Genomic DNA, 18,369 nt, shown 5'->3' with positions numbered 1-18,369 from the left:
CGAGCGCTGGTTGGCGCTCGCTTTATTTGTCTATGGACCGCGGTACGGGTTGGCGCGGCCTTAGGCGTTGACCTTACGCGCCGTCGCCCGCTTCGCCGGTGTTTTGGCGGCGGTTTTCACCGCGGTCTTGGCTGCCGTCTTGGTGGCGGCCTTCTTGGCCGGAGCCGCGGCGGTCACGGTTTCGGCTGCGTCATCGCTTTGCGCCTCGCTATCCGCGGCGGACGATTTGCGCCCCGCGCTCTTCGCTGCCGCTTTAGGCTCCTTCTTCTCGAATTCGAAGCCGATCTTGCCGTCGCTTTGCTTGACGAGATAGGCCTTGAAGTTGCGGCCCGTCCGCGACGATTTGAAGTTCGTCAGCAAATCGGTGCGGCCTTCGCCGAGCAGCTTCGCCATTTGCTCGCGTGCGATTTCTTGCTGCAGGATCACCTTACCCGAGCGGAAATCGCAGGTCTTGGGGTTCGCGACGGAGTTCTCGCAGACGTAGCTCATGCCGTGCTCGAAGACGCGGGCGTGACATTTCGGGCATGCGCCCACGCTCTCTTGCGTCGAGAAGTCGGGCGCCTCGCCGTCCTCTCCGCCGGCATCCTGGCCGAAATCGAACTCGAGCTTGTAGTTCTTGATTTCGTCGTCGAACGTCAGCTTCAGAATGGCCGAGAAGGGACGGCCCATCTTGCTGCGGAAGCCCGACAGCGGACCGATTTCCTTTTGTTTGAGCAGCGTCTCGACTTCTTCGGTCTCGAATTGGCGGCTGCCCGGGATCTTCGAAATCGAGAACTCGCATTGCGTGCAAGCGAAGCGGCGGTAGTTTTCCTTGACCTGTCCGCCGCAATTCGGACACGGCGTGGCGAGCGTGGCGTAATCGCCGGGAATCGTATCGGAGTCGTACTCCTTCGCGCGCTTGACGATGGTCTGCGTCATGCGGGCAATCTCCTGCATGAACGCGTCGCGCGCTAGCTTGCCGCGCTCCATCTGCGCAAGCTTGTATTCCCACTCGCCGGTCAACTCGGGCGCCGTCAGCTCCTTGACGCCGAGCCCGCGGAGCAGCGTCATCAACTGGAACGCTTTCGCGGTCGGAATGAGATCGCGGCCCTCGCGCACGAGGTATTTCTCTCCGAGCAACCCTTCGATGATGGCGGCGCGCGTGGCCGGCGTGCCGAGCCCCTTGGCGGCCATCGCCTCGCGCAACTCGTCGTCCTCGACGAGCTTGCCCGCCCCTTCCATCGCGGAGAGCAGCGTCGCTTCGTTGTAGCGCGCGGGTGGTTTCGTCGTCAGGCCGTGTGCGGCGATCTTGTCGGTCTTGACCTTCTCGTCCTTTTGCACCGGAACGAGATTGGCGTCCTCGCCGCTCGTCTCGCGGCCGTAAATCTGGAGCCAGCCGGGCTCGACGAGCACCTTGCCTTCGGTCTTGAAGTGGTGACCCACGACCTCCGTCACGCGCGTGGTGACGCGGTACTCGGCCGCCGGGAAAAACACCGCCAGGAACCGCTTGACGACGAGGTCGTACAGTTTCTGCTCGGGCTCGGAGAGCGCTTTGGGCGCTTGCAGGGTCGGGATGATCGCGAAGTGGTCGCTGATCTTCGAATTGTCGAAGATGCGCTTGTTCGGCTTGACCCACCCCTTGTCGAGCACCTGCTTCGCGAACGGCAGGTAGTTGTTGCTCTCCTTGAGCATTTGCAGCGTGTCCTGGACCGTGCCGAGGTAGTCCTCGGGCAGCGCGCGCGCGTCGGTACGCGGATAGGTCAAGACCTTGTGCTTCTCATAGAGTGCTTGCGCCAGCCCGAGCGTGTTCTTCGCCGAGAAGCCGAAGCGGCCGTTGGCCTCGCGCTGCAAGCTCGTCAGGTCGAACAGCAGCGGGGAGAGCTGCGTGGACGGTTTGGACTCCTCCGACACCGTTCCGACGTGGTCGCGGCACGCGGCCACGACCGATTCGGCGGCGGCGACGCTCCACAGCCGCGAGTCCCGCTTTTCGGGATCGAACTCGTCGCGCTTGAATTTCGGGTCGAACCAACGGCCTTCATAGAAGCCGCCGGCGCAGACGAATTCCGCCCGCACTTCCCAATAATCGCGCGGCACGAAGTGACGAATCTTCTCCTCGCGCTCGACGACGATCGAAAGCGTCGGCGTTTGAACCCGTCCCACCGTCGTGAGGAAGAAGCCGCCGCCCTTGCTGTTGAACGCGGTCATCGCCCGTGTGCCGTTGATACCGACGAGCCAGTCGGCTTCCGAACGGCATCGCGCGGCATCCGCGAGCGGCTGCATGTCGTTGTCGCTGCGCAGGTGCGCGAAACCGTCGCGGATGGCGGCGGGCGTCATCGATTGAAGCCAAAGCCGCTGAACGGGCTTCTTCACGTTCGCGTGCTGCGCGATGAGGCGGAAGATGAGCTCGCCCTCGCGCCCCGCGTCGCATGCGTTGATGAGGCGCTCGACGTCCTTGCGCTTGATCAGCTTGGTCAGCACCTTGAGCCGCGATTCGCTTTTCGCGATCGGGTTCAGGTCGAAATGCGGCGGAATCACGGGCAGGTGAGCGAAGCTCCACTTGCCGCGTTTGACTTCGTATTCTTCGGGCGCGGCGATCTCGAGTAGATGGCCGACCGCCGAGGAGAGCACGTATTCGTCGCTCTCGTAGTACTCGTCATGTTTGGTGAAGCCGCCGAGTGCGCGCGCGATGTCGTTCGCGACCGAGGGCTTCTCCGCAATGATCAGTGCTTTGGACATGACAGGATTAATGTAGTGATCGGGGTCGAATCCCCGATTGAGTTCCCTTCAACGACCGCTTTATAGCACACGGCGCGTCAGCGGCGATTTCTTGCCCCAAAAAGGATCATGCCGGCGCCGGGGCGCCGGCACCGGCCGCCACGCTCCGATGCGTGCGGCGCGAGACCTTGTGGACGGCAGCCGGCGTGCACCCTGTGCACGGAATGTGCCACCGGGCAGCGCGGCGCGGCGGGGATCCGGGCGACGTTCAAACCGCCGCGAGCGCCGGCCGCACCTTCGGCGCGCCCACGGCGTCCGGTAAAGCCGTGAGGTCGGCGAGCATCCGTTCCGCGATCGCGCGGTGCGGCAGGACCGTCCCGAAAAAGCGAGCGGTCGTCCCGTCCTCGATCAGCAGCGTCGGGAAATTCTCGACGTCGAGATCGTCGAAGCGGTCGGCATGCGTTTCGATGTCGATCCAGACGAAACACATGTCGGGATGGGCGTCGGCAAGCTGGTCGAACGTTTCGCGGTATTCGCGGCACGTGCCGCACCATTGGGCGCACAGACAAGCGACGAGCAGCGTGTTCGGGTCGTTGACCCGCTCGCCGATTTCGTCCGAATCGGTGTCCAGGTTCAGCGCTGGCATGATGCGTTCCTTCTTTTCTAATGCCGGTAGCGGTTTTGGGGACTGTAGCACGCCGGGTTATGCCGACGTTGTGCGCCGCGTCACCCCTCGGTATGCCGAACGTATCGGCCACCCGGTAAGACGGTCAGATATCCGCGCAATTCGAGCTCGAGCAGAGCGCCTTGCAAGGTCCCGCTATCCATGTCGGTTCGGCCGGCGAGAATTTCAAGCGCGGCCGGGGCGTGTCCGAGCGCCTCGAGCAACCGGCTGCCGTCTGGTGACAGCGCGGGCGGCGGTGTATCGAAGAGGGGCAAGGCCGGAGCGGGCACCCGCGGCTTTGCCGATTTCGAGGCCGACTCCGGTCGGGGCGTCGATGAACGGCGCGCTTGCCGCTGCCGGGACGGCTGCGTTTCCTTTGCGCGCCGATCCGCGCGTTGCGGCTCGCCGGTGTCCTCGGTTACGGTCAGACCGAGCGCTTGGAGCACGTCGGCCGCCGTTTCGACGAGCATCGCGCCATCCTTGATCAATTGATGGCAGCCGCGAGAAACGGGCGAATGAATCGAGCCGGGAACCGCGAATACATCGCGCCCCATTTCGTTCGACAGGCGGGCGGTAATGAGCGAACCGGAACGCAGCGCCGCTTCCACGACGAGCACCCCCCGTGTCAGCCCGGCAATGAGCCGATTGCGCTGAGGAAAGTGAGCGGGTTTGGCCGGCGTCGCAAGCGGCCACTCGGAGACGATCGCCCCGCAGGCGGCGATCTCGTCCGCGAGCGCGTGGTGCTGAGCCGGATAGACTAGGTCGGCTCCCGTGCCGACCACCGCCAGCGTGGCGCCGCCCGCGTCCAACGCGCCTCGGTGGGCGGCGGCGTCGACGCCGAGCGCCAGCCCGGACACCACGACGAGCCCCGCTCGGGCGAGTTCGCGCGCAAAACGCCTGGCATCGGCGGCGCCCTGCGGCGTGGCATTGCGGCTGCCGACGATCGCCACGCTCGGTGCGTGGAGCCATTGCAACTGCCCGCTCACGTAGAGCAGTGGCGGTGGGTCGTGCATATTGAAAAGCGAGCAAGGATAGGCCGGATCGTCGAGCGTGACGAGCGCGTGGCCTGGTGCCGCGCACCAAGCGAGCGTTCGATCGACTTGCTCGCGCACGTCGGCGCGCGCGGCCGCCGCCACGGCCCGCGCGATCGCGCTTCCCGCCTCATCGGCGAGCGCCTCGAACGGCTGCGCCAGCAACGAGCGGGCGTCGCCGAATGCCGCGAGCAACGCCCGCAAAATGGCGGGCTTGAGTGCGCGCACACTGGTGAGCGCAAGCCACGCATGCAATTGTTCCGATGTCGGCGCGCGCGCGTTCATGACTGCGCGCCTTCGCTCGGCCGCCAGCGAATTTGCCGGCGCCGTGATAAAATTTTCACCATCCGAAATACCCCAGAACGTAGCCGATGCCTGCGCGTTTTTCGCCGCTGCGAGCGGCCTGACGACGCACGCGGTTCGGCGTATCTTCGATATTCCGAGCGGGCCGTGCCAGTTGGCCGAACGGCTAACGACCGGTCTGTAGACCATCGGCGATGCGCCCCCCGGCTGCGTCGCAACGACTTTTGACACCATGGCTTTACTGAGCATCCTGAACTACCCCGACAAGCGGCTGCACAAGGTCGCCAAACCGGTCCAGAAGGTGGACGACCGAATCCGCAAGCTCGTCGCCGATATGGGCGAGACGATGTACGCCGCGCCCGGCGTGGGCTTGGCCGCGACTCAAGTCGACGTGCACGAGCGCGTGATCGTCATCGACGTTTCCGAGACACACGATCAATTGCGCGCCTTCATCAATCCCGAAATCGTGTGGTCGAGCGACGAGCGGCGAATCAACGAGGAAGGGTGTTTGTCGGTGCCCGGCGTCTACGACGAAGTGGAGCGGGCCGAGCGCGTGCGCGTGCGCGCGCTGAACGAAAAGGGCGAAACGTTCGAGCTCGACTGCGAAGGCCTGCTGGCCGTATGCATTCAGCACGAAATGGATCACTTGATGGGCCGGGTCTTCGTGGAATACTTGTCGCCGCTCAAGCAGACGCGTATCAAGACGAAGATGAAAAAGCTCGCTCACGCGATGTGACGTGACGCGCAACTCCTACCCGCCGCTTTTGCTCGATACATGACCCATACGCTGCGCGTCGTTTTCGCCGGCACGCCCGAGTTCGCTTGCAGCGCGCTCGCCGCGATCCATGAAGCCGGTTTTCCTGTGCCGTTGGTGCTGACGCAGCCCGACCGTCCCGCCGGACGCGGGATGAAGCTGCAGGCGAGCCCCGTCAAGCGCTATGCGGTCGAGCACGGGCTCGAACTCGCTCAGCCGCCCTCGCTGCGCCGAAACGGCAAATACCCCGCTGACGCGGCGGCCGCGATCGACCGGCTGCGCGCGACGCCGCACGACGTGATGGTGGTGGCCGCGTACGGCCTGCTGTTGCCGCAGGAAGTGCTCGATATCCCGCCGCGTGGCTGCATCAACATCCACGCGTCGCTGTTGCCGCGCTGGCGCGGCGCGGCGCCGATCCACCGCGCGATCGAAGCCGGCGATACGGAGACGGGCATTACCCTCATGCAAATGGATGCGGGGCTCGACACGGGTGCGATGATAGAAGTCGGGCGGATGCCGGTCGACCCGCGCGACACCACCGCCACGCTGCACGACAAGCTCGCGGCGCAAGGCGCGCGACTCATCGTCGACGCACTCTCGAAGCTCGAGCGCGACCGCGTGCTGCCGTCGATCGCGCAGCCGGGCGAGGGCGCGACGTATGCGCAGAAGATCGAGAAGCACGAGGCCGCGCTCGATTGGCGCGCGAGCGCCACGGCACTTGCGCGCCGAGTGCGCGCGTTCGATCCGTTTCCGGGCGCGGTCGCGACGCTCGAGGATGGCACCTCGTTCAAGATCTGGGCGGCCGAAGCGACCGGCGCATCGGTCCCGACCGTAGAGCCGGGAACGATCGTGGCGGTAGCGGCCGACGGCGTCGTGGTCGCGTGCGGCGAAGGCGCGCTGCGGCTTACGCAACTGCAAAAACCGGGCGGCAAGCGTCTGCCCGTGCGCGAATTTCTCGCCAATGCGACGTTGCAAGCCGGTCAGCGGCTAACCTTGCCCGAAGCCGTGTGATTGCCGCCGCGGTGCCTGCCCGGCCCGCGCGCAAACGAGCGGCCGCCATGCGATGATGGCGGGCGCAGCTTTTCCGTGAAGGAGACCTCGAGCATGTTCGGCATCGTTCATTTTCCGTTTTTCGTCGCCGCGGTGTTCTTGCTGAACGTCACGCCCGGCCCCGATACGGCCTACATCGTGGGGCGCAGCGTGGCGCAGGGTCGCGGCGCCGGGCTGATGTCGGCGCTCGGAATCTGTTCGGGTTGCTGCGTGCACACGATCGCCTGCGCATTCGGCCTCACGGCGCTGTTGGCGGCATCGGCCACTGCCTTTACGGTCATCAAGTTCGCAGGCGCCATCTATCTGATCTATCTCGGCGTGCGGCTTGCCTTTTGGCCATCGTCGAAAAGCGAAGCCGCGACGGTTCAGACGGGCGAGACTCCGGCGCAAGCCAGCCGCACGCTCAGGCAACTCTACTTGCAAGGCTTTTGGACGAACGTCCTCAACCCGAAGGTCGTGCTCTTTTTCGTCTCCTTCTTTCCTCAGTTCGTTTCGACCGACAGCGAGTACAAAGCCTTCGCGTTTCTGTCACTCGGCGGCGTTTTCATCGCCATGAGCGTCATGTGGTGCCTGTTTCTGGTATGGGTCGCAAGCAGCGTCACGCAGCGTCTGGGCGGCACGCCCACGGTCAAGAAGTGGCTCGATCGCGTGGTAGGCAGCGCGTTCGTCGGACTAGGGCTGCGGCTTGCCGCCGTCCATCGCTGAACGAACACCTCGTTCGCGCCCGGCCGGCTAAAACCATTTCCTGACAAATCGCTTACAATTGAGCGTGACGCCAGGGCTCCCCCATGTCTGGGGGTGTCGCCGCGGCGCAAACGGAAAAGGAGTGCATATGTTCAATTGGGTCAAAACCGCGATGCTGATGGCCGCGATCACGGCCCTTTTCGTCGCCATCGGCGGGATGATCGGCGGTTCGCGCGGCATGACGATCGCGCTCGTCATCGCGCTGGCGATGAATTTCTTCTCGTACTGGTTCTCGGACAAAATGGTCCTGAGCATGTACAACGCTCAGGAAGTCGACGAAACCAGCGCCCCGCAGTTCTATCGGATGGTGCGCGAACTCGCCACGCGCGGCGGCCTGCCGATGCCGCGCGTGTATCTCATCAACGAAAACGCGCCGAACGCCTTTGCGACGGGCCGTAACCCCGAACATGCGGCGGTCGCCGCCACGACGGGCATCTTGCGGATTTTGTCGGAGCGCGAGATGCGCGGTGTGATGGCCCACGAGTTGTCGCACGTTAAGCATCGCGACATCTTGATCTCGACGATTTCGGCGACGATGGCCGGCGCGATTTCGGCGCTGGCGAACTTTGCGATGTTCTTCGGTGGGCGCGACGAGGAAGGCCGGCCGGCCAACCCGATCGCAGGTATCGCCGTCGCGCTGCTCGCGCCGATCGCCGCCGCGATGATTCAAATGGCGATTTCGCGTGCCCGTGAATTCGAGGCCGATCGCGGCGGGGCGCAGCTTTCGGGCGATCCGCAAGCGTTGGCCTCCGCGCTCGACAAGATCCATCGATTCGCTGCCGGCATTCCGTTCGCGGCCGCCGAGGCGCATCCCACCACGGCGCAAATGATGATTCTGAACCCGCTATCGGGCGGTGCCGTGGCCAATCTGTTCTCGACGCACCCGGCAACGGAGGAGCGCATCGCACGCCTCATGGAAATGGCGCGCACGGGCAGGTACGACTAAGGATCGAGGTGCGCGCGTCGATGCGCGCCAACGTCGAAACGGGCCCTCGTGGGCCCGTTTTCTTTGCCGTGTCACGCTTGCGCGCCTGCGAGCGAGCGCGCTCGAGATGATCGATCACGCGTGCGCGTTACAATGTCGCGTTTATTCGTGCGATACGCTCTTTACCGCCTCACGTCGCGCGATCCTTCGCCTTTTCGATGACTCGATCCGCTCCCGTTCACCGTAAACCGCCGAAAGCCGGCACGCCGCGCTTTGCCACGCTGCGTCTCGCGCCCGATTCGCTCGCCTTCGCGCTCGACTGCGCGGCGCTCGCCGTCGGTGCTGTGCGCGCGGGCATGGCGCTGCCGGCCGCGCTCGCCGCTGTCCAAGCCTCGATGCCGGCGGCCGCGGCGCTTGCGCGCGGCGCCATCCAAGACATCGCGTATCGCACGCTGCGGCGGTTGGGCACGGCGGACTGGCTCGTCGCTCAACTCGTGCGCAAGGCGCCGCCGGCGCATGTCGGCGACGTGCTCGCATGCGCGCTGGCACTCGCGGCCGACGATGCGCAGGCAGCCGCGTATTCCGCATTCACGGTCGTCGATCAGGCGGTGACGGCCATTGGGGCACGCCGCGACTGCGCGTTTGCCAAGGGGCTCGTCAATGCGGTCTTGCGCAACTTCTTGCGGGAGCGGGAGGCGTGGCTCGAGAAGGCGCAAGCCGATGTGGTCGCCGCCTGGAACTACCCCGTCTGGTGGGTCGAAGCGGTACAGCGGGCCTGGCCTGACGACTGGCGGCGCGTGTTGGCGGCGGGCAATGAACCGGGCCCGCTCACGTTGCGAGTCAATGCGCGCCGAACGAGCGTGGCCGAGTACTTGCATACTCTCGACGCAAACGGCATGGCGGCCACCGCGATCGGACCGCATGCGGTTCGGCTCGCTTCGCCGCTGCCCGTCGATCGCATTCCCGGCTTTGCGCAAGGCGTCGTCTCGGTGCAAGATGCCGGCGCGCAATTGGCGGCCGAACGGTTGAACGTGCGCGACGGGATGCGGGTGCTCGACGCGTGTGCCGCGCCCGGCGGCAAGACGGGGCACATTCTCGAACTCGCCGATGTCGAACTCGTGGCGCTCGAATCGGACGCCGCGCGCGCGGCGCGCATCGAGGAGAACTTGTCGCGCCTCGCGTTGACGGCGAAGGTGACCGTGGGCGATGCGGGCGCGCCGGCGCAGTGGTACGACGGCAAGCCGTTCGACCGTATTCTGGCCGATGTGCCGTGTTCGGCGTCGGGTATCGTTCGGCGGCATCCGGACGTGCGCTGGCTGCGCCGCCCGAGCGACATTCCCGCGCTCGTCGCCGAGCAGCGCCGCATCCTCGATGCGCTCTGGCCGCTGCTCGCATCGGGCGGCGAACTGCTTTACGTGACATGCTCGATCTTCCCCGAGGAGTGCGAGGAGCAGGCGCACTGGTTTGAACGTGCGCATGAAGATGCGGTACGATTGGACGCGCCTCACCAACTGCTGCCGACAGGTTCGGGCTCCGCGGCCGAGCCCTCGGCACCTTTATCGCCCGGAACGCACACCGCCAAGTCGGAGCGCTGCGGTGCCGACATGGATCACGACGGTTTTTACTACGCGCGCTTTCAAAAACGGTGACGATCAGCAAACGCTTTTTTCGGCTTCGGTTCGTGGCCTTGCTCTGGATTGGGCTGACCGTTTGTTTAGCCGCGGCGGGGTCGGCGCACGCCGATACGATCGCGGTTCAGCGCGCGTCGCTGCAGGCCGACGGAACGGGCTGGGATCTCGATGCGCGTTTCGATTTCGAACTCAACAGCAGCTTGGAGGATGCCGTCAATAAAGGCATCCCGCTCTATTTCACGACCGAGTTCGACCTTACGCGTGCCCGCTGGTATTGGTTCGACGAGCAGCCCGTATCGGTCACCCAAACGCTTCGACTTTCGTTTCAACCGTTGACGCGGGAGTATCGCGTCTCGAGCGGCGGCGGGCTCCAGCAAGGTTTCCCCTCGCTCAAAGAGGCGCTGGCGGTCATCAAGCACGTGACGTCCTGGCGCGTGATCGAGCGCAATCAAGTACAGCCGGGCGAAAGCTACACGGCGTCGGTGCGCATGCAGCTCGACACCGCGCTGATGCCCAAGCCGTTCCAGGTCGATGCGGTCAACAATCGCGACTGGACGCTCGCTTCCGATTGGAAGCGCTTCACTTTCACGGTGGCCGAACGTGTTAAATAGCGTACGTCGAAGAGCGGACGTGCGAAGCATCGTCGTCCGCGTGATCGTCTCCACGGTAGCCGTCACGGCGCTGCTGCTGCTCGTGCTGCTGGCGGCGGCGAGCGCCAACACCGAATTCTTCGATCGCTACTACTCGTGGCTCTACGCGGCGAACATCGCGGTTGCGCTCGTTTTTCTGCTGATCGTCGTCGCGCTCGTCGTGATGATCCTCGTGCGGCTGCGCAAGGGAAAATTCGGCACGCGGCTGCTGGCGAAGCTCGCGGTGTTCTTCGCGCTCGTGGGCGTGTTGCCGGGCGCGATCATCTACGTCGTCTCGTACCAGTTCGTCTCGCGCAGTATCGAGTCGTGGTTCGACGTCAATGTCGAGACCGCGCTGACGTCGGGCCTGAACCTCGGGCGCGCGATGCTCGATGCCTCGCTGTCCGATTTGCAGACGAAGGCGCACGTGATGGCCGAGCAGCTCGCCAGCACACCGCCCAATAACACGACGCTGACGCTGCTGCGTATGCGCGACCAGTTCGGGGTGCAAGATGCGATGCTCATGGAATCGGCGCGCAGCGTATCGGGCGCGTCGCCCGATCTGCACGTGCTGGCGCAGGCGCAGGCGTCCAGCAACATTTCCTCGCTGATGCCCGACGATCTGCCGACGCCGATCATGCTGGACCAGGCGCGCGGCCGGGGCTACGCGTCGATCGAGGGTGAGGTGGACGGCGATCCGCATGCGAAAGGCTCGAAGGGCGCGCTGCGCTTGCGCGTCGTCGTGCTCGTGCCCGACGCGAATGCCTCGCTGCTGCAGCCCGCCGAGCGCTTCTTGCAATTGACGCAGCCGGTGTCGCCCACGCTTGCGCGCAATGCCGATGCCGTTCAGCGCGCGTATCGCGAATACCAGGAAAAGGCGTTCGGCCGCACCGGCTTGCGCAAGATGTACATCGGCACGCTGACGCTCGCGCTATTTTTGGCGACCTTCATCGCGATGATGCTTGCGCTCGCGCTCGGCAACCAACTCGCGCGTCCGCTGTTCTTGCTGGCCAAGGGCACGAAGGAAGTCGCCGAGGGCGACTACACGCCCAAGCGCGAGATCAAGTCGCGTGACGAACTCGGCTTCCTCACGCAGTCGTTCAATGCGATGACGCGTCAATTGTCGGAAGCGCGCGCGGCCGTCGAACGCAATCGCGTGGCGCTCGAGCATTCGAAGGCGTACCTCGAAAGCATCTTGGCCAATCTGACGGCCGGTGTATTCGTGCTCGACCGGCAGTTCCGGCTGACCACGGCCAATCGCGGGGCGGAGCGGATTTTCCGCCAACCGTTCCAAGGCATGCTCGGCGCCTCGCTGGAACAGATCGGCGCGCTCGCGGAATTCGCCGTGCTGGTGCGCAAGGCGTTCGCGGATCGCGAGGCCGCGAGCGAGGGGATCGTGGATGACGGCGGGCACTGGCAGCAGCAGGTTGCCGTGTCGGTGCCCGGCGAGAGCGAGCCGCTGACGTTGCTCGTGCGCGGCACGCGGCTCTTGGCGGCAACTGTCTCGGAAGGCAGCGAAGAAGCGCGCACGGCCGGTTACGTGGTGGTATTCGACGACATCTCCGATGTCATTTCCGCGCAGCGCTCGGCGGCATGGGGCGAGGTGGCACGCCGGCTGGCGCACGAGATCAAGAATCCGCTGACGCCGATTCAGCTCTCGGCCGAACGGCTGCAAATGAAGTTGGCCGACAAGCTCTCGCCGAGCGACGCCGACGTGCTCAAGCGCGGCGCCACGACGATCGTCAACCAAGTCGCGGCGATGAAGCAAATGGTGGACGATTTCCGCGATTACGCGCGCACGCCGCCGGCGGTCCTTGCGAACTTGCAGTTGAACGAGCTCGTGACCGAGGTGCTGAGCCTGTACGGCGTGGAAGAGGGTAAGAGCGCGATCACGGCGGAGCTGTCGGCGTTGCCGGTGATTCGCGGCGATGCGACGCAACTGCGGCAGGTGATCCATAACTTGCTACAGAACGCGCAGGACGCGGTGGCGGAGATCGCGAACCCGCGTGTCGTCATCGAAACCAAGACAGTAGAATATGGCGACCCCGACGCCCAGGGCAAAGTGCGCGTCGCGGTCCGCCTGACAGTATCCGACAATGGCCCGGGCTTTCCCGCCCGCATTCTCACGCGTGCGTTCGAACCGTACGTGACGACGAAAGCGAGAGGGACGGGGCTGGGGCTTGCGATGGTCAAGAAGATCGTCGACGAACACGGCGCACGAATCGATATTCGAAATCGTGTGAAAGCAGGCGAGGCAATCGAAGGTGCGCAGATCTCGATTTTGTTCCTGCAATTGGCAGACGACACGACTCCCGCGCGAGGCTCGGCCTCGAACGGAGGCACGGCGTCGGGGACGACAAAAGCAATAGCGCAGACAAGGGCAGCATAAATGGCGACCATCCTGGTGGTAGACGACGAAATGGGCATCCGGGAATTGCTCTCGGAAATCCTGAGCGACGAAGGACATGCCGTGGAGGTGGCGGAAAACGCGCAACATGCGCGCGATTTCCGTCTGCGTCAGGCACCCGATCTGGTGCTGCTCGATATTTGGATGCCCGATACCGACGGCGTGACCTTGCTCAAGGAATGGGCGGCGCAAGGGCTTCTCACGATGCCGGTGATCATGATGTCCGGGCATGCGACGATCGACACGGCCGTCGAGGCGACGAAGATCGGCGCGCTGAACTTCCTGGAAAAGCCGATCGCTTTGCAAAAGCTGCTCAAGGCAGTCGAGCAGGGGCTTGCGCGCGGCAGCGCGGTCGCGCCGATCGCGGGCGCGAGTGCGGTCAAGGCCGCGGCGCCGGCCAATGCGACGACGGTCGCGGCGGCGGTTGCGCTGCCGATTCTTGGAGCCGATGCTGTGACGGCCACCCCGGTTTCCACGCAGGCGGCGTCGATTTCGTTCGACATTCCGTTGCGCGATGCGCGCGATGCGTTCGAGCGAGCCTACTTCGAATACCACCTGGCCCGCGAGAACGGCAGCATGACGCGCGTGGCGGAAAAAACTGGGCTCGAACGCACGCACTTGTACCGCAAGCTCAAGCAGCTCGGCGTCGATCTGAGCAAGAACAAGGGGGAGTGACGGCGGACCGGCCGTGGCGCCTATCCGGCGCAAGGCGCGTGCGAATGCGCTTCTGCAAAAAAATGCTTGAGCAACGCAAAACCCCTTGCTATACTCTCGCTTCTTCGTGGCCCGGTAGCTCAGTTGGTAGAGCAGCGGATTGAAAATCCGCGTGTCGGTGGTTCGATTCCGCCCCAGGCCACCACTTGATTCAAGCAAAAAGCCCAACCTAACCGGTTGGGCTTTTTGTTTTTGTGCTGCCTTCGTTTCGGAGTTCGTCGGGCTAGCCGCCGGTGCCCGCTAGGACGAGCAAGTCACGGCCGGGTCAGCGGGCGATGCGACTCGCTAAGGCCGCAAGAACGGAACAAAGCCCGATGCGGACAAGGCGCCCGCGATGAGCAGCATCTGAAAGGCGGCGAGCGAGGTCGCCTTCTTGCAGAGCCTCGCCACACCGCGAACGCGTGCGTCGAGTGTTCTCCCAGCCTTCGATCCGTCGATCCATCCCAGCGCCGACAGCGCGTCATCCAAGGCGGCAAGCGTATCGGCGCCAAGCTCGGTTTGCTCCAGCGCGGCGAACAGCTTTTTATCGATCGCGATGCGTACCATGAGCCACAGCGAAATAACGGCGGTGATCGTGCTGACGGCGGCGAGCAGCATGCCTGTCCAGGGCGCGCGTGTCCATTCGAGTGCTATCGACCATCCGGCGGCCGCCGCCGCGCCCGCGACGTAGACGGCTCGCTCGCCGGCATCGAGCAACCCGCGCCCGGCTGCAATCAGAAACGGCGCGGATCGGTTGCTCATCGGACCTCCTGCATCGGCATCGAGCGGCTATCGATCCATGCCTGAAGTACCGCCACGGTTTCGTTCGACCATGCCGCTCGCGGTTGCAGCCGGCGCACCGCATCCAGCGCGGCCCGCGCATCGCGCTCGCCGTTTTTGGCGGCAAGCCAGGCCGCGGCACACAGCACGCTGCGGCCCAAGCCGAGCGCGCAGCAAACGAGCACGTCATGGCCGTCGTCGACGAGCCGTTCGAGTTCGGCCATGGCACGCCGAAGACTATCGAGCGAAGGCGCCACCAAATCGAGCTGCGGCACCGCCACATAGTCGAGCGGCGCACGGCGAGACACCCAGCGCGGCATCTCGGCGGTCAAGTCGACGAGCGCCGTAAATCGATGCCGGCGCAGTTCGCCGGTCGTCGGCGCGCGGCCGATCGATAGGCGGGCGTCGATCCGCACGGGCGTCTGCCGACGCGTCCAAAGCCGCGAATTCACGAAGGCGCCTGCGATCGTCGGTGCGAGCAACGCGCGCATGAAAACCGGCATTTGTCCGTGCGCGCTCTTCAGAAAAGCGCCCGGCGCGCCGTGCCGATAGATCCAGGCAACGCAGCCGAGCGCCAGCGCGAACCATCCGAATAGCAAGGCGTACCCCGCCGCGCCGGGGATGCAAGCGATCGCCGCGAAAAAAGCGACGATCGCCGCGCCGGCATACGCCAGTGCGAGACGAGGCGCGCGCACCGAGGGCGCCACATCGCGCCGATGCGGCTCGCTTTCGGCGTCGCGCAGCGGAAACAGAAACAACGCGAGACAGCCCAGCGCGGCGCCGGTCGGCACATCGATCGCATGATGTTGCCAGGTGGTCAGCACCGATATGCCGATCGCGGCGAACCACAGATGGGTCGCCGCGCGCAGCGCGACGCCGCGAACGTGCCGCGCATAGACGGCCCAGAGCACGACCAGCAATCCGATATGTAGCGACGGCGCCTGGTTATACGGTTTGTCGAACCCCGCGAGCAAGGTGAACAGCGCCCCGGCGACGCCGCCGGCGTCGGGCCGATCGAAGCCGAAGCGCAGGGGCCACGCGATGAAGCACACCACCGAGACGAGTTGCACGGTGACGAGACGTTTGACGTGGTCGAACAGATCGGCTCGCCGTGTCTGGAACAAGAACGATGCGGCGTAAAGCAGATCGATCGACCAGTACGGCACGATCGTCCATGGCACGAATGGGATCGCATGCTCCCATCCGAACGCGAAGCTCGGGACGAAAGCGCGCCGCGACGCAAGCCAATTCGCAAACCCGTACGTCGAGAAGAAGAGCGCGCCCATCATGCCGAGCAGGCTGAGCCGTAGCAGCCAAGACGCGTCGCCCGCGTCCGTTCGCTCGCTTTGCGTGTTCAGCTTCGCTCCATCGCTGATGTGGCTCATCTCGCTGGCATTACTCATGGGTGTGTACCCGCTCAGCGAGGCTCACCGTGAAAATCCCCATCGCGTCGATTCGTTGGTCGATTTTGCGGAAGCCGGCGCGCGCGACGAGCTCGTCCATCTCGGCCTGCGAGCGGCGCCGCATCACCCAGGTTGCTTCGCCGCGATGGTTGTTCAAAGCTCGCGCGATGAACTCGAGCTGCGGATGCCACGGTTGCCCCGTGTAGACGAGATACGCGCCCGCCGGGACGGCCTGCGCGAGGCCCCGCAGCGAGCGTTCGATGCGCTCGTTATCGCCGAACAACTCGTAGAGCCCCGAGACGATCGCAAGTGTCGGGCGCGGCTCGAGTGCGGCGAGCGACGCTTCGTCGAACGCATCGCCCTGCTCGAAGCGAGCCATCGCGCCGAGGCCGCGCTGCGCGATCAGTGCGCGCCCGCCCTCGACGTTCGGTGCGCTGTAGTCGCGCAGCACGATTGCGTCCGGCGCCGTGCCGCCCGCAGCCGTGACGGCTTCGATCGCATCGAGCACGTAGCGGCCGTGCCCCGCCGCGATGTCGACGATCCGGACCGGCGAGTTCGTGTCGCGCAACCGGGCGATCGCCGTGGCGATGAGCTGTTGGAGGTGAAGTTTGCGCTGCCGGATTCCGACCCAGCCGGGCGAGTTCAGATAGGTACGGTCGATCAGCCGCCCTATGCCGGAGCACCCTTGCGGCTCGTTGCGATAGACGTAGTCGAGCGTGGAACCCGAATCGAATCCCAGTTCGAGCCCAAGCGCGATGCCCTTCGACATCGCGCCGCTCATGCGCAGCCCCGCTCGGGTAGCGTGCCAATACAGCTTTGCCAGCGGATTGGCCGGAGCGCGGCTGAGCGCGGCATATTCGTCGAAAAAGGGGCCGCGTCGATCGGCATCCGCGAGCGAGACGCGCGGCGCCGGCGCGTCGAATTCGCGCAGCACGAACGCGCGCAGCGGTGCGAGCGCCTGGGCGCGATCGCGCTCACCGAGCGTATCGTGATAAAACCCGGGCAAAACGACGCGCTCTTTGCGTACGGCGCCGAGGCGTTCGTAGAAGCGGTCCTGCGGGCCTCGATGGACGACCCAGTCGGAGCCGGAAATCAGCAGAAGTGTGGGCGCGGTGATGGCCGCCGCGTCCGCCACCACGCGCTTCGACGTCTCGTGCAGATCGAGCAGCATGTTGACCGCGATCGGCCGCGTGATCAGCGGGTCGGCCGCGTAGCTCGCCGCGCGTTCGGTATCGTGCGTCAGAAGCTTCGGCTTTACGTAGCTGTTCACGTAGAACAGGCCGCGCATGCGGTGCATCAGACGCAGCCCCGGTCGCGCGAAGGGCACGTAAAGCTTGATGTGAAAGGCCGGCGACGCCATCACGAGGCAGCGCACCGAGGGCGCGTAGTCGTGCACCCAGGCCGCCGCGAGCACCGCGCCCACGCTTTGCCCGACGATCGCCAGATCCTCTATGGCCACCTGGTGCGTGTCGCGGATGTGCTCGACGAAGCATTGCAGATCCCGCACCGAAGCGGCGGCGCCCGGACTGTAGCCGCGCGGCCCGGGGGATCGCCCATGGCCGCGCGCATCCCATGCGAAGAAGGCGAACTCGGGCAATTCGAGTTCGTCGACGAGATGGGCGACCCGTCCCGAGTGCTCATGGCCGCGATGCAGCAAAACGATCGCGCCGCGGCAGACGGGCTGCGTGGCGGGCCAATGGCGATAGAACAGTGTCTGCCCATCGTGGGTCGTAAAGCTCGCCTCCAAGGCGGCGCGTGTATTCATTGGCCTGGCTCTCACGTTATAGTCATCGTTTCTTGGGTGGCCGAGGCATCGGCGCCGTCCACGGCGCGCAACCGGAGCGTGCCGTGCCCGCTACGGCTCATTGCGCTTGCGCGATCCCGGCTCGCACGCGCCGCACGATCGTCACGAGCATCAAGACGAGCAGCACACGCCACAACCACAGCGCGAATACGCCGAGAGACCAGCCGAGCCCGACCCACAGCGCGAACGCGCCGATCGCGAACGCGCGATCGCTCTTGCCGAACGGCCCGTCGTAGCGCCGGCCCGCCCCGACGAGCGGGCCGATCAGGCCCGCGCATTCGACCACGACGGCGAGCAGCGCGAAAAGCCAGATATCGGCCGGCGCAAAAGCCGGTACGGCAAGGAGCGGCAGCACGAGCGCGATGTCGGAGATCACGTCGCCGAGCTCGTTCAGGTACGCGCCGAGCGTGCTTTTCTGTCCGTGCTCGCGCGCGAGCATGCCGTCGATCGCATTGAGCCCCATCCGGATCAATAGCCAAAGCGGAATCAGCAGAAAAAGCGTGGGGCCAAAGAAACCGAGACCCGCCAGCGCGCCCACGACGATCGAACCGCCCGCCGCGAAAAGCGTGACTTGATTGGCGGTGACACCGCGTTGGGCTAGCGATACGGTCAACGGCCTGAGCAGATTCTGGAATTTGGGTTTGAGTGCGTAAAGGCTCATTGGGCTGATTGCTTATTCCGATCGCGCGGAGTTGGAGTGGCGCGGCGGCGGGCGATCGCATGGCTAAAACGACAGCATGGCGGCGCCGGAAAATGGACGGGCACAATCGTCGCCGAGCGACACTCGATGCGTCAAGGCTTTTGAGATGAATCGAGGTCGCAAACCGAAAGCGACTTTGAAAGGGCCGGTCGAACGG

At 65.1% G+C, this 18,369-nt stretch carries 15 protein-coding genes and 1 tRNA gene; 9 read left to right on the top strand and 7 right to left on the bottom strand.

All coding sequences use genetic code 11. The features are described from left to right. Positions 1–60: 60 nt before the first annotated feature. The 3 genes from C0Z18_RS12220 to dprA all read right to left on the bottom strand — a co-directional run bounded on the left by C0Z18_RS12220 (position 61) and on the right by dprA (position 4,674). Entirely contained in the window at positions 61–2,715 is a 2,655-nt protein-coding gene (locus tag C0Z18_RS12220) for a DNA topoisomerase III (protein WP_102645668.1), read from the bottom strand. Between the two features lie 247 nt (positions 2,716–2,962). Then, a complete protein-coding gene (locus C0Z18_RS12215) occupies positions 2,963–3,340 on the bottom strand; it encodes a thioredoxin family protein (RefSeq protein WP_102645667.1) in 378 nt (125 codons plus the stop codon). A gap of 80 nt (positions 3,341–3,420) precedes the next feature. Beyond that, positions 3,421–4,674: a DNA-processing protein DprA gene (dprA, locus tag C0Z18_RS12210; RefSeq protein ID WP_102645666.1), complete on the bottom strand. Its 1,254-nt coding sequence runs from the start codon at positions 4,672–4,674 to the stop codon at positions 3,421–3,423. Positions 4,675–4,924: 250 nt separating this feature from the next. On the opposite strand from dprA, the gene def reads away from it, so the two are divergent. The 9 genes from def (at position 4,925) to C0Z18_RS12160 (ending at position 13,691) form a co-directional block, all read left to right on the top strand. Beyond that, positions 4,925–5,428 (top strand): peptide deformylase, encoded by a 504-nt coding sequence (def, locus tag C0Z18_RS12200; protein WP_102645664.1) that lies wholly within the window; start codon positions 4,925–4,927, stop codon positions 5,426–5,428. 39 nt (positions 5,429–5,467) lie between these two features. Continuing rightward, complete coding sequence (fmt, locus tag C0Z18_RS12195) at positions 5,468–6,457, top strand: methionyl-tRNA formyltransferase (protein WP_102645663.1); 990 nt, start codon at positions 5,468–5,470, stop codon at positions 6,455–6,457. 93 nt (positions 6,458–6,550) lie between these two features. After that, positions 6,551–7,201, top strand: a complete 651-nt coding sequence (locus C0Z18_RS12190) for a LysE family translocator (RefSeq protein ID WP_102645662.1) — start codon at positions 6,551–6,553, stop codon at positions 7,199–7,201. A 127-nt stretch (positions 7,202–7,328) separates the two neighbouring features. Continuing rightward, positions 7,329–8,186 carry a zinc metalloprotease HtpX gene (gene htpX / locus C0Z18_RS12185; protein ID WP_102645661.1) on the top strand — a complete coding sequence of 286 codons (858 nt, stop codon included), beginning with the start codon at positions 7,329–7,331 and terminating at the stop codon, positions 8,184–8,186. Positions 8,187–8,383: 197 nt separating this feature from the next. Next, entirely contained in the window at positions 8,384–9,814 is a 1,431-nt protein-coding gene (gene rsmB, locus C0Z18_RS12180; RefSeq protein ID WP_102645660.1) for a 16S rRNA (cytosine(967)-C(5))-methyltransferase RsmB, read from the top strand. Then, positions 9,811–10,407 (top strand): DUF4390 domain-containing protein, encoded by a 597-nt coding sequence (locus C0Z18_RS12175; RefSeq protein WP_102645659.1) that lies wholly within the window; start codon positions 9,811–9,813, stop codon positions 10,405–10,407. Before rsmB ends, C0Z18_RS12175 begins: the two co-directional genes overlap by 4 nt. Beyond that, positions 10,397–12,814, top strand: a complete 2,418-nt coding sequence (locus tag C0Z18_RS12170) for a sensor histidine kinase (RefSeq protein WP_102645658.1) — start codon at positions 10,397–10,399, stop codon at positions 12,812–12,814. Before C0Z18_RS12175 ends, C0Z18_RS12170 begins: the two co-directional genes overlap by 11 nt. Next, a complete protein-coding gene (gene esaR / locus C0Z18_RS12165; protein WP_102645657.1) occupies positions 12,815–13,507 on the top strand; it encodes a response regulator transcription factor EsaR in 693 nt (230 codons plus the stop codon). It begins immediately after the preceding gene. Positions 13,508–13,615: 108 nt separating this feature from the next. After that, positions 13,616–13,691: transfer RNA gene (locus C0Z18_RS12160), tRNA-Phe, on the top strand. Between the two features lie 140 nt (positions 13,692–13,831). On the opposite strand, the gene C0Z18_RS12155 is transcribed toward C0Z18_RS12160, so the two are convergent. From C0Z18_RS12155 to C0Z18_RS12140, 4 genes are all read right to left on the bottom strand, one after another. After that, positions 13,832–14,287, bottom strand: coding sequence for a hypothetical protein (locus C0Z18_RS12155; protein ID WP_102645656.1), 456 nt, complete (start codon positions 14,285–14,287; stop codon positions 13,832–13,834). Next, entirely contained in the window at positions 14,284–15,690 is a 1,407-nt protein-coding gene (locus C0Z18_RS12150; protein WP_146013997.1) for a phosphatase PAP2 family protein, read from the bottom strand. Before C0Z18_RS12150 ends, C0Z18_RS12155 begins: the two co-directional genes overlap by 4 nt. Positions 15,691–15,700: 10 nt before the next feature. Beyond that, the gene (locus tag C0Z18_RS12145; protein ID WP_102645655.1) at positions 15,701–17,473 is read right to left on the bottom strand and encodes a bifunctional alpha/beta hydrolase/class I SAM-dependent methyltransferase; all 1,773 of its coding nucleotides are present in this window, start codon (positions 17,471–17,473) and stop codon (positions 15,701–15,703) included. A 97-nt stretch (positions 17,474–17,570) separates the two neighbouring features. Continuing rightward, entirely contained in the window at positions 17,571–18,173 is a 603-nt protein-coding gene (locus tag C0Z18_RS12140; protein WP_102645654.1) for a CDP-alcohol phosphatidyltransferase family protein, read from the bottom strand. Between the last annotated feature and the right edge of the window lie 196 nt (positions 18,174–18,369).

This window comes from Trinickia dabaoshanensis, assembly GCF_002879885.1.
Taxonomy (GTDB): Bacteria; Pseudomonadota; Gammaproteobacteria; order Burkholderiales; family Burkholderiaceae; genus Trinickia; species Trinickia dabaoshanensis.
This window is presented reverse-complemented; position numbering and strand designations above follow the sequence as displayed.

Excerpts from the sequence above, each read along its gene's own strand:
- C0Z18_RS12155 (WP_102645656.1), bottom strand. The coding sequence starts at position 14,287 with ATGAGCAACCGATCCGCGCCGTTTCTGATTGCAGCCGGGCGCGGGTTG.
- htpX (WP_102645661.1), top strand. The coding sequence starts at position 7,329 with ATGTTCAATTGGGTCAAAACCGCGATGCTGATGGCCGCGATCACGGCC.
- C0Z18_RS12150 (WP_146013997.1), bottom strand. The coding sequence starts at position 15,690 with ATGAGCCACATCAGCGATGGAGCGAAGCTGAACACGCAAAGCGAGCGA.
- rsmB (WP_102645660.1), top strand. The coding sequence starts at position 8,384 with ATGACTCGATCCGCTCCCGTTCACCGTAAACCGCCGAAAGCCGGCACG.
- fmt (WP_102645663.1), top strand. The coding sequence starts at position 5,468 with ATGACCCATACGCTGCGCGTCGTTTTCGCCGGCACGCCCGAGTTCGCT.
- C0Z18_RS12145 (WP_102645655.1), bottom strand. The coding sequence starts at position 17,473 with ATGAATACACGCGCCGCCTTGGAGGCGAGCTTTACGACCCACGATGGG.
- C0Z18_RS12190 (WP_102645662.1), top strand. The coding sequence starts at position 6,551 with ATGTTCGGCATCGTTCATTTTCCGTTTTTCGTCGCCGCGGTGTTCTTG.
- C0Z18_RS12220 (WP_102645668.1), bottom strand. The coding sequence starts at position 2,715 with ATGTCCAAAGCACTGATCATTGCGGAGAAGCCCTCGGTCGCGAACGAC.
- C0Z18_RS12140 (WP_102645654.1), bottom strand. The coding sequence starts at position 18,173 with ATGAGCCTTTACGCACTCAAACCCAAATTCCAGAATCTGCTCAGGCCG.
- esaR (WP_102645657.1), top strand. The coding sequence starts at position 12,815 with ATGGCGACCATCCTGGTGGTAGACGACGAAATGGGCATCCGGGAATTG.
- def (WP_102645664.1), top strand. The coding sequence starts at position 4,925 with ATGGCTTTACTGAGCATCCTGAACTACCCCGACAAGCGGCTGCACAAG.
- dprA (WP_102645666.1), bottom strand. The coding sequence starts at position 4,674 with ATGAACGCGCGCGCGCCGACATCGGAACAATTGCATGCGTGGCTTGCG.
- C0Z18_RS12215 (WP_102645667.1), bottom strand. The coding sequence starts at position 3,340 with ATGCCAGCGCTGAACCTGGACACCGATTCGGACGAAATCGGCGAGCGG.